At 72.6% G+C, this 14,121-nt stretch carries 13 protein-coding genes; 5 read left to right on the forward strand and 8 right to left on the reverse strand.

Annotation, left to right across the window (positions count from 1 at the left end):
• Positions 1–572: 572 nt before the first annotated feature.
• Positions 573–866 carry a hypothetical protein gene (locus ACFYMU_RS18735; RefSeq protein ID WP_388374123.1) on the reverse strand — a complete coding sequence of 98 codons (294 nt, stop codon included), beginning with the start codon at positions 864–866 and terminating at the stop codon, positions 573–575.
• A gap of 238 nt (positions 867–1,104) precedes the next feature.
• Here ACFYMU_RS18735 and ACFYMU_RS18740 point away from each other — a divergent pair, with 238 nt between their 5' ends.
• Complete coding sequence (locus ACFYMU_RS18740; RefSeq protein ID WP_388374125.1) at positions 1,105–1,899, forward strand: helix-turn-helix domain-containing protein; 795 nt, start codon at positions 1,105–1,107, stop codon at positions 1,897–1,899.
• Positions 1,892–2,107, forward strand: coding sequence for a DUF397 domain-containing protein (locus tag ACFYMU_RS18745; protein WP_388374126.1), 216 nt, complete (start codon positions 1,892–1,894; stop codon positions 2,105–2,107). Before ACFYMU_RS18740 ends, ACFYMU_RS18745 begins: the two co-directional genes overlap by 8 nt.
• A 3-nt stretch (positions 2,108–2,110) precedes the next feature.
• Here the strand turns inward: ACFYMU_RS18745 and ACFYMU_RS18750 are convergent, their stop codons facing one another.
• The 3 genes from ACFYMU_RS18750 to speB form a co-directional block, all read right to left on the reverse strand.
• The gene (locus ACFYMU_RS18750; protein WP_388374128.1) at positions 2,111–2,956 is read right to left on the reverse strand and encodes a helix-turn-helix domain-containing protein; all 846 of its coding nucleotides are present in this window, start codon (positions 2,954–2,956) and stop codon (positions 2,111–2,113) included.
• On the reverse strand, positions 2,953–3,738 hold the full coding sequence (locus ACFYMU_RS18755; protein ID WP_388374130.1) for a helix-turn-helix domain-containing protein: 786 nt from the start codon (positions 3,736–3,738) through the stop codon (positions 2,953–2,955). The genes ACFYMU_RS18750 and ACFYMU_RS18755 overlap by 4 nt, the downstream gene beginning before the upstream one ends.
• Before the next feature lie 495 nt (positions 3,739–4,233).
• Positions 4,234–5,241: an agmatinase gene (gene speB / locus ACFYMU_RS18760; RefSeq protein WP_388374132.1), complete on the reverse strand. Its 1,008-nt coding sequence runs from the start codon at positions 5,239–5,241 to the stop codon at positions 4,234–4,236.
• 229 nt (positions 5,242–5,470) lie between these two features.
• On the opposite strand from speB, the gene ACFYMU_RS18765 reads away from it, so the two are divergent.
• Positions 5,471–6,991 (forward strand): helix-turn-helix domain-containing protein, encoded by a 1,521-nt coding sequence (locus ACFYMU_RS18765; RefSeq protein ID WP_388374134.1) that lies wholly within the window; start codon positions 5,471–5,473, stop codon positions 6,989–6,991.
• Positions 6,992–7,112: 121 nt separating this feature from the next.
• The gene (locus ACFYMU_RS18770; protein WP_388374136.1) at positions 7,113–7,910 is read left to right on the forward strand and encodes a phosphatase; all 798 of its coding nucleotides are present in this window, start codon (positions 7,113–7,115) and stop codon (positions 7,908–7,910) included.
• Positions 7,911–8,292: 382 nt separating this feature from the next.
• On the opposite strand, the gene ACFYMU_RS18775 is transcribed toward ACFYMU_RS18770, so the two are convergent.
• From ACFYMU_RS18775 to ACFYMU_RS18790, 4 genes are all read right to left on the reverse strand, one after another.
• A complete protein-coding gene (locus tag ACFYMU_RS18775) occupies positions 8,293–8,964 on the reverse strand; it encodes a DUF4232 domain-containing protein (protein ID WP_388374138.1) in 672 nt (223 codons plus the stop codon).
• A gap of 563 nt (positions 8,965–9,527) precedes the next feature.
• Positions 9,528–10,403, reverse strand: a complete 876-nt coding sequence (locus ACFYMU_RS18780) for an acyl-CoA thioesterase (protein WP_388374140.1) — start codon at positions 10,401–10,403, stop codon at positions 9,528–9,530.
• Positions 10,404–10,439: 36 nt separating this feature from the next.
• On the reverse strand, positions 10,440–11,597 hold the full coding sequence (locus tag ACFYMU_RS18785; protein ID WP_388374142.1) for an acyl-CoA dehydrogenase family protein: 1,158 nt from the start codon (positions 11,595–11,597) through the stop codon (positions 10,440–10,442).
• A gap of 193 nt (positions 11,598–11,790) precedes the next feature.
• On the reverse strand, positions 11,791–12,396 hold the full coding sequence (locus tag ACFYMU_RS18790; protein ID WP_388374144.1) for a TetR/AcrR family transcriptional regulator: 606 nt from the start codon (positions 12,394–12,396) through the stop codon (positions 11,791–11,793).
• A gap of 86 nt (positions 12,397–12,482) precedes the next feature.
• Between ACFYMU_RS18790 and ACFYMU_RS18795 the strand changes: the two genes are divergently transcribed.
• Positions 12,483–14,114 carry a carboxyl transferase domain-containing protein gene (locus ACFYMU_RS18795; protein WP_388374146.1) on the forward strand — a complete coding sequence of 544 codons (1,632 nt, stop codon included), beginning with the start codon at positions 12,483–12,485 and terminating at the stop codon, positions 14,112–14,114.
• Positions 14,115–14,121 lie beyond the last annotated feature (7 nt).

Consider the following 14,121-nt stretch of genomic DNA (forward strand, 5'->3'; position numbering starts at 1 on the left):
CCGCGGCGGGCCACAGACGGTTCCTCCGCGGCGCCGCACGATGCCGGCGGCGGGCGGGAGGACCATCCGAGGGGAGTGTGTCGGCCTGCGACGCGACGTCGCTTGCGGAGAGGGTGCTGGAGAGGGCGCTGGATGGGGGCATGGAACTTCCTGTTCGCAGGTCTTCCCGGATCGCGGGACCGACGTCGCGGGCGTCGGGGTGCGGCCGGGTGCTGTCGCCGGGCGCCGAGGGGGAGCTGCGGCCCGGCGACAGCGGTCGGGTGTGCCTCCCCTCCTTTCTGGCGCGGTGGCGCCGTCCTGGCTCCGGGCGGGGCACCGGCACGACGGCGACCCGTGTGGGAGCGCAGGGCTTGGGATGCCGGCGGTGGACGACGGCCGTCATGAACGGACACGCTCCGCGTCAGGGGCTGCCGCGGAGACCAAGGCCAACGCCGGGAAACGCCAACGACTTTAGGAGGGCTGATCCAAGGGCGAAGACAGCGCTTCATCAGCAATCCGTTAGGGCTCGGCCAACCTTTCGCAGCACGCGTGGGGTCCGAGCCGCCCGCCGGCCGGCCGGCTTCGGCCGACGATCAGTCGACGCCCTCGGGAAGGCGGGCGCCCCGGCTCTCGGCGATGCGGTGCACATCGGTGAGCGCCTCGCTCATCCTGGCCAGCAGGTACCGGAGTTGCGCGCAGGTCGCCCGGTGGTCGGCGAGCATGTCGGCGGCATGTCCCAGGAGTTCGGCCGCCATGCCGAGCTGCACCGACTCGATGTCGTCAGCCAGGCGGGACAGGTAGCCGGTCCCGTCCGTCACCAGGTAGCAGCGCTTGCCGTCCGGGCCCGCCCACGGCAGCAGGCGCGCGCCCTTGGTCCGGTCCGTCATCGCGCCACCCCCAGCCCCGCGGAGGGAAGCAGCAGCCGTGGCAACTGCTCGAAGAGGCGGGCGATGCGGTGACTCATGTCGTCAACTCCGCTGTGGTTGGTGGCCATACCCCCGGACCGGTCGCACGGTCGCGGGGATGTCGCTTTCTGTAGCGATCCACTCACAGCGTGAGACGGTCGGAGCTAGGCTCGCCAGAGGGAAACGGGTGACGAAGCACTGGTCACGAGGGGGTTGACGCGTGGGCAGCATCTACGGCGACTGGCTCAGGGAACAGCGGGAGGCGGCCGGGCTGACACAGCAGCAGCTGGCGGACATGGCGATCATGACGCGTTCACACATCGCCCACATCGAGGCCGGCCGCCGCATCCCGTCCAGGGAGGACGCGCGGCGCCTGGATGCCGCTTTGAACACGGGGAACGTGTTGAGCAGTTTCCTGCCGCGAAACGACGTGGCGACCGCCGACTACTTCGAGGCGGTGCGGGTTCTCGAACAACAGGCGGTGATGATCCGCGAGTTCGCCCTGGCGTACTTCCCGGGCATCCTCCAGACGGAGGAGTACGCGCGTGTGATCCTGAGCTCGGCTTTCCCTCCAGTGAATGAGGAGGAGCGTGACAGGCGTGTGGTCACACGCCTTGAGCGCGCGAAGATTCTTGAAGATCCGATGACGCCCGTGGTGTGGGCGCTGCTGGACGAGACCGTGCTGCGACGCCCCGTGGCCAGCGGGGACATCATGGCCGAGCAGATCAGGCACGTCGTCCGCCTCGCAGAGACCGGACGTATCCGCGTGCACGTGATGCCGTTTGAATTGGGCCTTCATCCGCTGATGGAAAGCATGCTCACCCTGATGTGGTTCGAGGACCAGCCGCCTCTTGCATACGGTGAGGGCCTGCGGATGGGGAAGTTGCACGACTCCCCGGCTGTGATCCGCGAGTTGCAGACCCGCTACGATCTCGCGCTCAGCGACGCGCTGCCGCTCAAGGAGTCACTGGCCCTACTCAGAGCCACCGCGAAGGACTACGGACATCATGACTGACCGAACCATCCCGAACGCTGCCGTGCCGAGTGGCTGGCGCAAGTCGTCCTACAGCGATCCGAACGGGGGCAGTTGCCTCGAAGTCCTCGACGGCCACCCAGCCGGCGTCCCCATACGCGACTCCAAGGTCCCGCACGGCCCCGTGCTCGTCTTCTCCGCGGCCGGCTGGGCCTCGTTCGTCGCGGCCGTGAAGCACGGCACCCGGTAGCCGCTACCGTGCCGCTCCCGTGCCGAAGCAGTGCCGCTCGCCCTGGCGTACGAGGCAGGCTCGAACCTGCGTCAGGTCGTCCCGGGTGGCGGCCGCCATGGGGGTGGAGATGGCGCCCTGGGCGTCGTACTTGTCCTTCACCACCGTTCGCAGCGGGGCCCGGCGCGGGACCACGATCTCGACCCGGTCCCCGACCTTGCCCAGGTCGATGCGCGCCCACACCGCCCCGCAGACCGCGCCGCGCCGGATCTTGATCACGGTCCCGCCGGGGAAACGCTCCTGACGCAGGGTCTGCGGCGGGGGCGCGACGCCGCAGCCGTACGCCTCCGGGTCCTTGCCGGTGCAGCCGCTGCCGTGACATCCCTTCGCCGCGGCGGCGGGCGTCGAGGGCGCGTTCCCGGCGTGTGCGTCGCCGTCCGTGCCGAAGACGCCGACGGCCGCCAACGATACGCCGACCGCGACGACGACCACGGCGCTCAGGACCGCGGCGAGCGTGCCCGGGCGCAGACGCCGGGCCGCCTCGCCACCGGCCTCATCGGGGGGAGACGTCCGCACCGGTGCCGTCGCCGTCCCGGCCGGCCGGCCGCTCGCCGCGCGTCCGCTCCACGCCGCCTCGGCCAGCTCCCACAGGGCGAGGGGCCGGCCGGACCGCTCGCCGGCCAGCTCGCACAGTTCCACGACGGCCTGCCGGGGCGGGACGGTCTTGCCGTTGAGGTAGCGCTCCCAGGAGGACTTGCTGTACGGGGTCTTCGACGACAGCGCGGCCAGGCTCAGCCCGGTCCGTGTGCGCAACCCCCGCAGGGTCTCCGCCAACCGGTCGCACTCCACCGGCCGGTCACCGGTCGTCATTTCCGGAGTACCCCCCAGGTGTCCTCGCCGATCACGCCGTCCACGGAGAGGTGTGCCCTCTCCTGCAGCCGTTTCACCGCCCGCTCGGTGTGGGTGCCGTACGCCCCGTCCGCGATGCCGGGCGAGAGGCCGTGGTGGCCCAGCAGGCACTGGGCCTCGACGACGGCCCACTGGGCGGATCCGCTGCCGATCAGGTCGGTGCGGGTCCTGCTGTACCCGGCGTAGAGCAGGCCGTCCTTGTCGCGGCGCACCGTGCACGGGTAGTCCTTGCCCGCCCGGAACACGAACGCCCCCTTCCCCTGGGCCTCCGCCGTCGAGGCGCTCACCGGGGCCGTTCGGTCCTTGCCCGTCCCGCCGTCGTCCCAGGGCGCGGCCACCACCAGCGCGATGAGGCCCGCCGCGATCGCGGCCGCGACGGACGCGAGGACCCAGCGGCCCCGGTTTCGCCCCGGCACACCGCCGTCGCCGTCACCGCTGCCGTTGTCGCCGTCACCGCCGCCGTCCTCCGCCGGCCCCGCCGTCTCCGCGGCGGCCGCCTGCCGCGGACCGGCCCCGGCGCCTTCGCCCGCTTCCGCGGCCACCTCGTGCAGGGCCAGCAGCCGGGCCGGGTCGGTGTCACAGGCCCGGGCGAGCGCGGCCACCGCCTGCTGCGGTGGTATCGCCCTGCCGTTGAGGTACCGGTCCCAGGAGGAACGGCTGTAGCCCGTCCTTGCGGCCAGTGCCTCCAGGCTGAGCCCGCTGTGGTCCTTGACCCTGCGGAGCTGCACGACCAGTTGTCGCACCCGCGGATCCATCGAGGCCGGTAAGTGTTTCCAACGAGACATGTCCCACCCCATGTCTGCCTGCTCGCCACGTCTCAAGAAGGATGCCCCAGAATGCCGCTTCGGTTCCCCGGCTCGACGGCGCGACGCCACACTTTCGGCCGTCTCACCGGCCTCCCGGTGTCCCTCCGGTGCCTCACCGTGGGGGGCGTCCCCGCAGGTCGGGCGGGGGGACGTCCCGCTTGCGGGGCATCTCACGGGTGATCCTGGCGCACAGATGGAGCCGAGGCGCACCGTCGGTGGTGCACAACGGGCGGCGCGGTCCACCCCGCACCACCCGTTGTGCACCGCACGGCGGTCCGTCCTTCTCGGGGGGAGGACGGACCGCCGACTCGCCGTACCTGCCGACTGTTGGCCGGAAATTGACGACCCGTCAGTCCGCCCGTCAGTCGACCCGCCAGCCGGCCGTGCCGTCGCCGGACCGGCGCGGAGTACGGGGCGCCCGCGTCGCACGGGTCACTTCGTGCCGGTCCCCCCGCCGGCGCGGGCCGCCGCGATTCGGCGGGACATGAGGGTCGTCAGCTCGTAGGCCGTGTGGGAGGCGGCCACCGAGGTGATCTCCGCGTGGTCGTAGGCGGGTGCGACTTCGACGACGTCCGCGGAGACCAGATCGCAGGACGCGAGGCCGCGCAGGATCTCCAGGAGCTCTCGCGAGGTCATGCCGCCGGCCTCGGGCGTGCCGGTGCCGGGGGCGTGCGCCGGGTCGAGGCAGTCGATGTCGACGGAGATGTACAGGGGGCGGTCGCCGATGCGCTGCCGCAGCTGGTCGGCGACCTCGTCGGCGCCGCGGCGGTAGACGTCGGCGGAGGTGACGATGCCGAAGCCCATCTTCTCGTCGTCGGTGAGGTCCTGCTTGCCGTACAGCGGGCCGCGGGTGCCGACGTGCGAGAGGGCGGAGGTGTCGAGGATGCCCTCCTCGACCGCCCGGCGGAACGGGGTGCCGTGGGTGTACTCGGCGCCGAAGTAGGTGTCCCAGGTGTCCAGGTGGGCGTCGAAGTGCAGAAGGGCGACCGGGCCGTGCTTCTTGGCCACCGAGCGCAGCAGCGGCAGCGCGATGGTGTGGTCGCCGCCGAGCGTCATCAGCCGGGCGCCCGTGCCGAGCAGTTCGTCGGCCGCGGCTTCGACGGTCTCCACGGCCTCGTGGATGTCGAACGGGTTCACGGCGATGTCGCCGCCGTCCGCGACCTGCGCGAGCGCGAAGGGGGAGGCGTCCTGTGCCGGGTTGTACGGCCGCAGCAGCCGGGACGCCTCGCGGATCGCGTTGCCGCCGAAGCGGGCACCCGGGCGGTAGGAGACACCCGAGTCGAAGGGCACGCCGACGACGGCGACGTCCGCGGTGCCGACCTCGTCGAGGCGGGGCAGCCGGGCGAAGGTCGCCGGTCCCGCGTACCGCGGGATGCGCGAGGAGTCGACGGGGCCGCGGGGCCGGCCGCCGTCTGCTGCGGAGTTCTCGGTGCTGCTCATCGTCGGACTCCTCCGGTCATCGGTGTCTCCTCCAGTGTCGCGGGCCCGCGGCCGCGGCCCGCCGAGAGCACGCTCCCCCGCTCCGGCTCCGCTCGAGCGGGGGGAACCCCCACGACGCCGCTCCTTCTCCCACGGAGATCCGCCAGAAGGACCCTAGGCGGGCCGCAAACCGCCGGGGAAGTGTACGTTTCCTCCATCGAAACCCCATCCGACAGAGGAATCGTCCATCATGCCGGACCCTTCGCCGACGTCCGCGCCCGCGGTGCCACCCACCCCGCCGGTCCCGCTGTCGGCCCTGCTCGCCCGGGAGGACCTGGCCCTGCGGCAGATCGCCGGCCCGGAGGGTCCCGGCACCGTGATCCACTGGGCGCACACCTCGGAGATGGCGGACCCCTACCCGTATCTGCTGGGCGGCGAGTTGCTGCTGTCGGCGGGCGTGCACATCCCGAAGGTCACGGGGCCGGACCCGGAGCGGGAGGACTGTCTCGACGCGTACGTCTCGCGGATCGTGGCGGCGGGCGGCGCCGCACTGGGCTTCGGGGTGGCGCCGGTGCACGACACGGTGCCGAGGGCACTGGTCGCGGCCTGCGGCCACCACGGGCTGCCGCTGCTGGAGGTCCCGCCGCAGACGACGTTCTCGGCCGTGGCCCGGGCCGTGTGGCAGCTGATGGCCCAGGCCCGCGTGGCCGAACTGCGCCGTGTCAGCGAGGCCCAGCAGAGCCTGGCCGCGGCGGCGGCCCGCCCCGCCCCGGTCGCGGCGGTGCTGCGCCGGCTGGCCGGGTGGGTGGGCGGCCGGGCGGTCCTGTACGGGCCGGACGGCGCGGAACTGGCCGCTGCGGGGCGGGCCGCGCGGACGGCGGTCCGCGCACTGGGCGAGCTGGCGGAGGTGGTACGGCAGGAGGGCCGCCCCGGCGGGCACGCGCACGGTCCCTCCTCCGCCACCGACACCGTCGACGGCACCCGTCTCGCCGCCTACGCCCTCGGTGCCGGCCGGGGCTTCGTGCTCGGGGTGGCCGCCCCGCGCCGCGACCCGGGCGACCACACCGTGTCCTCGCTCGCCGCGGTGCTGCTGTCGCTGCTCACCGGCGAGCACCAGGGCGCCGACGGCGCGGCGCGCTCCTCGGCGCTCGTCCGGCTGCTGCTCGGGGCCTCGGCGACGGCGGTCGCGCCGCTGCTCGGCGCGGAGCGCTGGGTCGTGGTGCACGCGCGGCCCGCCGGGGAGAAACCGGCGCCGGACGCGGTCGCCGCCTCGGCGCTCGGCGCGGCGCTGGGCTCGTCGCTCCTGGACACGGCCGGTGACGTGGTCCGGGTCCTGGTGCCCGCCGACCGGGAACCCGCCGCGCAGCCGGGCTGGACCCTCGGCGTCAGCGCCGCGGCGGGGCCGCCGGAGTGGCCGTCGGCCGACGCGCAGGCCGCCCGCGCGCTGGCCCGCGCCCGCGCGACCCGCACTCCGCTGGTGCGCCACGGGGAGCGCACGGTGCTGGCCGACCTGGTGCCGCCCGGGCAGGCGGAGCTGCACGCCCGGACCCTGCTCGCACCGCTCGCCCCGCTCCCCGCGCTGACCGAGACGCTGCGTACCTGGCTCTCGCTGCACGGCAGTTGGGACCGTACGGCGGTGGCTCTCGCCGTCCACCGCAACACGGTCCGCCAACGCATCGCCCGCTGCGCGGCGTTGCTGGGGACGGACCTGGACGACCCGGACGTGCGCATGGAGCTGTGGTTCGCCCTGGGCCGGGCCGGACGGGTCTGACGGCCCGGCACTGCCCCGGCGCTACCCCGGCACTGCCCCGGCGCTCCTTCCACCGAGTGACGCACGTCCCACGCCGTGAAACATCGGCTGACCCGGCGCGACGCGACGGCAGAATGGAACCATGCCGATACCCGGGATGCCCAGCCGCGCCGAGCTCGTCGACCACCTCGTACGGACCCGTATCGCGGGCGACGTCGCCACGCCCCGCGAGAACAACCTCTCCCACTACCGCAAGCTCGCGAACGGCGACCGCAACTACTGGCTCGGCCTGGAGCTCGGCGACCGGTGGAGCGACGAGCAGGACGTCCTCGCGGTGATGGCGGAGCGCTGCGGCGTCAACGACGATCCCGAGTACCGCTTCGGCCGCGACACCATCGACCCGGAGCTGACGGTCGACGCCCTGGATCGGCTGGCGGCGCGCCTGCGCAAGGCCGCCGACGGCGAACAGCGCGTGCTGTTCGCCACCGGTCACCCCGGCGGTCTGCTCGACGTCCACCGCGCCACCGCCGCGGCCCTGCGCGCCGCCGGCTGCGAGATCGTGGTCATCCCGGACGGGCTGCAGACGGACGAGGGGTATGTCATGCAGTTCGCGGACGTCGCCGTGCTGGAGCACGGGGCCAGCCTCTGGCACACCCACTCGCCCCAGCCGATGCGCGCGATCCTGACCGGTCTGGAGCGCGAGGGCCGCCCGCTGCCCGACCTGGTGGTCGCCGACCACGGCTGGACGGGCTGCGCGGGCCAGCTCGGCGTCGACTCCGTCGGGTACGCCGACTGCAACGACCCGGCGCTGTTCCTCGGGGAGGCCGAGGGGACCGTCCAGGTGACGGTGCCTCTCGACGACCACGTCGTGAGCCCCCGCCACTACGACCCGCTGACGGCGTACCTGCTGAACGCGGCGGGGCTGGGGGCCGCGGGCTGACGGGCGGCGCGGCCGGGGCCGCGGGCCGAAGCCGCGGGCTGACAGGCGTCAGCTGAACGCGGCGGGGCTGGAGGCCACGGGCCGAAGCCGCGGGCTGGGGGCCGCGGGCTGGAGGGCGCGAGCCCACGACCGCGGGCTTACGGGCGCGGGCCCAGTGCGTTGCGGCAAAGGGAGTCCCTGTTCGATGAGCAGGGGCTTCTTGGTGTGCGGGGCATGACCGCGGCGGGGTGGGGGCAGGCGGCGGACGGCTTGTGGCCTCGGGGAAGTCGTCCGTCGCGGCCGGCCTGCGCGAGCGGTTCGGCCGCGGCCTGGCCCTGGTCGGCCGGGACAACCTCCGAATGCTCACCTTGATCTTGTGGGTCAGGCGGGGCCGGGGTGCGGGTCAGCCGCCCTGGCCGGCGCTGCCGATCGGGCCGACCTTCACCGGGGTGCCGGAGCCGTCCGTGACGGGCAGGGAGCTGCCGCCCGGCCAGTCGAGGGAGACCGACTTCGTCTCGTCCGGCGGGGTCACCACCAGCCCGGTGATGCGGACGCCGGAGCCACCGGAGTCGTTGACCGGGTAGGTGATGGCGAAGGACACCGACCGGCCGTCCTTGAGGACGACCGAGGGGGCCTGCTCTCCGGTGCGCTTGGCGGACAGCGAGCCCGCGTTGGTCTTCAGGTCGACACCGGCGTAACCCGAGATCGCGCAGTCCCTGCCGCCGCCGTTCGTGAACTCCACCGCGACGGTGCCGTCCTTGTCGCCGCCGATGGTGGCGTCCTTCGCCGTCACCTCCAGTTCGTCGGTGCGGCACTTGCCGACCTTGCCGCCCTTGTTGGAGCCGGTCCCGGCGACGGTGCCCTGATCCTTGCTCGAGTCCTTGTTCGAGTCCTTGGCGGTGTCCTGCGCCGAGTCGCCGGAGCTCGAGCCGCCGTTCGCAGAGGACGGGGCGGAAGCGGCGGACGAGGCGCCCGAGTCGTTCCGGTCCGTGGCGGCGTCGCCGTTCTGGCAGGCGGTGAGCGAGAGACCCGCGACGACGGCCAGGGCAGCGATGGTCATCCTGCTGACGCGCATGATGTCTTCCTTGATGTCGGTCGGTGTGACGGCCCGTGAGTTCGGGCCGTTCTGCAGATCAAGAGCCGTCCGGTCCGTGGTGCGTTTCGCCCGACCGCCCGCTAGGACAAGCCTGTTACAGACGAAGGCCGGCCGCCGGGCCACAGGCCCGACGGGACGAGGTTTCCGCACCGCTCCGTCCCGCGCGCGGCCATGGCCCGCCGGGACAGACCCGTGACATGTCGGTCCTTGTCCCCGGTCGGTGACTCAACCTTCGTCGGGCAGAAGGCGTGCGGCCATCCCCCGTTCCACCGCGTCCGCACGGTCCTGTCTGTTCATGTTCCGCCCTGCCGAGGCAAGACCCTGGCCGGCGCCGCCCGCCCTCCGTGTCACCGCCGCGCAGCAGGTGCGGCGGCTACGCTCCGTCACCTCAACAACAAGCCGTCCGCTGCCTGCCCCCACCCCACCGCGGTCATGCCCCGCACACCAAGAAGCCCCTGCTCATCGAACAGGGGCTCCCTTTGCCACACCGCACTTACGGGCGCCGGCCGACGACCGCGGGCTTACGCGCGGGCCGACCGGCGTCAGCGGGGAACGCGGACCACGCCCTCCTGGATCACCGATATGGCCAGCCGCCCGTCCTGCGTGTAGATGCGGGCCTGGCCGAGCCCGCGGCCGCCGTGCGTGGACGGCGACTCCTGGTCGTACAGCAGCCACTCGTCGGCCCGGAACGGACGGTGGAACCACATCGCGTGGTCCAGGGAGGCCCCGACGACGTCGCCGACGGCCCAGCCGCCGCGCCCGTGCGCGAGCAGGACGGAGTCGAGGAGCGTCATGTCGGAGACGTAGGTGGCGAGGACGACGTGCAGCAGCGGCTCGTCGATGGCGCCCTCGAGCTTGCCGTTGGTGCGGAACCACACCTGGGAGTGCGGCTCCCGCGGCTCGCCGAACCTGCCGAAGGGCGGCTCGTCCGCATAGCGCAGGTCGATCGCCTCGCGCGCCTGGATGAACCGCTCCACCACGTCAGGGGCGAGGTGGTGGTAGCCGCGCAGCCGCTCCGGGGAGGTGGGCAGGGTGGCCGGGTCGGGCGCGGGCGGCATCGGCGTCTGGTGGTCGAGACCCTCTTCGTCGGTCTGGAAGGACGCGGACAGGCCGAAGATCGGCTTGCCGTGCTGGACCGCGACCACCCTGCGGGTGGTGAAGGAGCGACCGTCGCGGATGCGGTCGACCTCGTAGACGATGGGCGCTCCCGGGTCGCCCGTCCGCAGGAAGTACGCGTGCAGGGAGTGGGCGTGCCGGTCCGCGGGGACCGTGCGCCCGGCGGCGACCAGTGCCTGGGCCGCCACCTGCCCGCCGAAGACACGCGGGACGACGGCGGACCGGGACTGCCCGCGGTAGATGTTCTCCTCGATCTGCTCCAGGTCGAGCAGATCGAGGAGTTCCTGTAGCGCCTGGCTCATGGGTTGGATGGGTACCGGCCGGTGATGTCGCCCGGCTTACAGGCCCATGTCCTTGGCGATGATCGTCTTCATGATCTCGTTGGTGCCGCCGTAGATCCGGTTGACGCGGTTGTCGGCGTACAGGCGGGCTATGGGGTACTCGTTCATGAAGCCGTAGCCGCCGTGCAGCTGGAGGCAGCGGTCGATCACGCGGTGGGCGACCTCGGTGCAGAACAGCTTGGCGCTGGCGGCCTCGGCCGCGGTCAGCTCGCCCGCGTCCAGGGCCTCCAGGGCACGGTCGGCGACCGCCTCGGCGGCGTCCACCTCGGCCTGGCAGGCGGCCAGTTCGAACTTGGTGTTCTGGAAGTGCGCGACCGGCTTGCCGAAGACGGTGCGCTCCTGGACGTACTGCTTGGCGAACCGGACGGCCGCCTTGGCCTGTGCGTAGGCGCCGTACGCGATCCCCCAGCGCTCGGAGGCGAGGTTGTGGCCGAGGTAGGAGAAGCCCTTGTTCTCCTCGCCGAGCAGGTCCTCGACCGGGACCTTGACGTCGACGAACGCCAGCTCGGCGGTGTCGGAGGTCTTCAGGCCGAGCTTGTCGAGCTTGCGGCCGACGGAGTAGCCCTCGGACTTGGTGTCCACGGCGAACAGGGAGATGCCGTGGCGGCGGTCCTCGGCGGTGGGCGCGGAGGTGCGGGCGCAGACGATGACCCGGTCGGCGTGCACACCGCCGGTGATGAAGGTCTTGGCGCCGTTGAGGACGTAGTGCGTGCCGTCCTCGGAGAGCTTGGCGGTGGTCTTCATGCCCGCGAGGTCGGAGCCGGTGCCCGGCTCGGTCATCGCGAGGGCCCACATCTCCTCGCCGGTGACGAACTTCGGCAGGAAGCGCTTCTTCTGCTCGTCGGTGGCGAGCATCTTGATGTAGGGCAGGCCGAGCAGGACGTGCACTCCGGAGCCGCCGAAGGTGACGCCGGCGCGGGCGGTCTCCTCGTACATGACCGCCTCGAACTTGTACGAGTCGATGCCGGCGCCGCCGTACTCCTCGTCGACGCGGATGCCGAAGACGCCCAGCTCGGCGAGCTTGTAGTAGAAGTCGCGCGGCGCCTGGCCCGCGGCGAACCACTCGTCGTAGACCGGGACGACCTCGGCCTCGATGAAGGCGCGCAGGGTCTCCCGGAACGCCTCGTGATCCTCGTTGAACACCGTACGGCGCACCGCGCCACCCCTCCTTGCGCCTGAACCGGCGCCGCTCTCGCGTACCTGGCTGCTCGCCGTCGGGGTTCCTCAATCGATGGTTGCGACCCCATGGCTAAGCGCTTGCTCAGCACACGTTACCGGCCGGTCACCAGGCCGTCCAGAGCAGCCGCCACGTAACGCTCGTCACGTGACGGCCGGACCCCGGCAGGGGTCACGCCCCGGCGGCGGCGAACGCGCCCCTGGCCATCCGGTGCAGCAGCGCCGCCGTCGCGGCCCGCCCCGGCAGCGAGCCCGGCCGCCCCAGATGGGGGGTCGAGTTGAGCAGCCCGAACACCGAGTGCACCGACGAGCGGGCGGTCGGCTCGGTCAGCCCCTGATACACCTCACGGACGACCTCCACCCAGAGTTCGACGTACTGCCGCTGCAGCTGCCGCACGAGCTTGCGGTCGCTGTCCCGGAGGCGGTCCAGCTCCCGGTCGTGCAGGGTGATCAGGGGACGGTCGTCGAGCGCGAAGTCGATGTGCCCCTCGATCAGCGAGTCGAGGACCGCCTCCGGGTCCCGCCCCGCGGGATTCCCGTCGGCCTCGGCGACCCGCCGCCTGGCCCCGGTCAGCAGCTGCTCGCTGATGCCCACGAGCAGCTCGGCGAGCATCGCGTCCTTGCCCGCGAAGTGCCGGTACAGGCCGGGCCCGCTGATGCCGACGGCCGCCCCTATCTCGTCGACCCCGACACCGTGGAAGCCACGCTCGGCGAACAGCCGCGCGGCCTCCTTCAGGATCTGCTCGCGACGGGTGAGGGCGTCGGTTCTGGTGGCCATGGAGGCAATTCTAGACAGGCAGGTTAGCGCTCGTTAACCTGAAGGAAATGCGTTAACGCTCATTAACAAGGTGAGGGGACCGCGGGATGCAGGAGGCACCGGAGCTGACGAGCGCGGGGGACCCCGCGTCGGAGGCCTGGCGGGCCAACGAGGCGGCGCACCACGCGCTGGTCGAGGAGTTGCGCGCCAAGCTGGCCGCGGCCCGGCTGGGCGGCGGCGAGAGGGCCCGCGCGCGCCACACCGCGCGCGGCAAGCTGCTGCCGCGCGACCGGGTGGACACCCTGCTCGACGCGGGCTCGCCCTTCCTGGAGCTGGCGCCCCTGGCGGCCGACGGGATGTACGACGGGCAGGCGCCGGCCGCCGGTGTGATCGCGGGGATCGGGCGGATCAGCGGCCGCGAGTGCGTGGTCGTCGCCAACGACGCCACGGTCAAGGGCGGCACGTACTACCCGATGACGGTGAAGAAGCATCTGCGCGCCCAGGAGGTGGCTCTGGAGAACCGCCTCCCGTGCGTCTACCTCGTCGACTCCGGGGGCGCGTTCCTGCCCATGCAGGACGAGGTCTTCCCCGACCGGGAGCACTTCGGGCGGATCTTCTACAACCAGGCGCGGATGTCCGGCGCCCGCATCCCCCAGATCGCGGCGGTGCTGGGCTCCTGCACGGCGGGCGGGGCGTACGTCCCGGCGATGAGCGACGAGGCCGTGATCGTGCGCAACCAGGGCACCATCTTCCTGGGCGGCCCGCCCCTGGTGAAGGCCGCCACCGGCGAGGTGGTGACCGCGGAGGAGCTGGGCGGCGGCGAGGTCCACTCGCGGGTGTCGGGCGTGACGGACCACCTGGCCGAGGACGACGCGCACGCGCTGCGGATCGTGCGGACCATCGTCTCGACGCTGCCCGCGCGCGGGCAGCTGCCCTGGGAGGTCGTGCCGTCGGTGGAGCCGAAGGCGGACCCGGCCGGCCTCTACGGCGCGGTGCCGGCCGACTCCCGTACGCCCTACGACGTCCGCGAGGTCATCGCGCGCGTGGTGGACGGTTCGCGGTTCGCGGAGTTCAAGGCGGAGTTCGGGCAGACCCTGGTCACCGGGTTCGCCCGCATCCACGGCCACCCGGTCGGGATCGTGGCGAACAACGGCATCCTGTTCTCCGAGTCCGCCCAGAAGGGCGCCCACTTCATCGAGCTGTGCGACCAGCGCGGCATTCCGCTGGTGTTCCTGCAGAACATCTCCGGCTTCATGGTGGGCCGCGACTACGAGGCGGGCGGCATCGCCAAGCACGGCGCCAAGATGGTGACCGCCGTGGCCTGCACCCGCGTGCCGAAGCTCACGGTCGTCGTCGGCGGCTCGTTCGGCGCGGGCAACTACTCGATGTGCGGCCGGGCCTATTCGCCGCGGTTCCTGTGGATGTGGCCGAACGCCAAGATCTCGGTCATGGGCGGCGAGCAGGCCGCCTCGGTCCTCGCGACCGTCAAGCGCGACCAGCTCGAGGCGCGCGGCGAGTCCTGGCCCGCCGAGGACGAGGAGGGGTTCAAGGCCCCGATCCGCGCCCAGTACGAGCGCCAGGGGAACGCCTACTACGCGACGGCCCGCCTGTGGGACGACGGTGTGATCGACCCGCTGGAGACCCGGCAGGTGCTGGGCCTGGCCCTGACCGCGTGCGCCAACGCGCCGCTCCCCCAGCGGGACCGCACGGCGCCCGGCTTCGGCGTCTTCCGGATGTGAGGGTGGG

This window comes from Streptomyces sp. NPDC007264 (assembly GCF_042869095.1).
Taxonomy (GTDB): Bacteria; Actinomycetota; Actinomycetes; order Streptomycetales; family Streptomycetaceae; genus Streptomyces.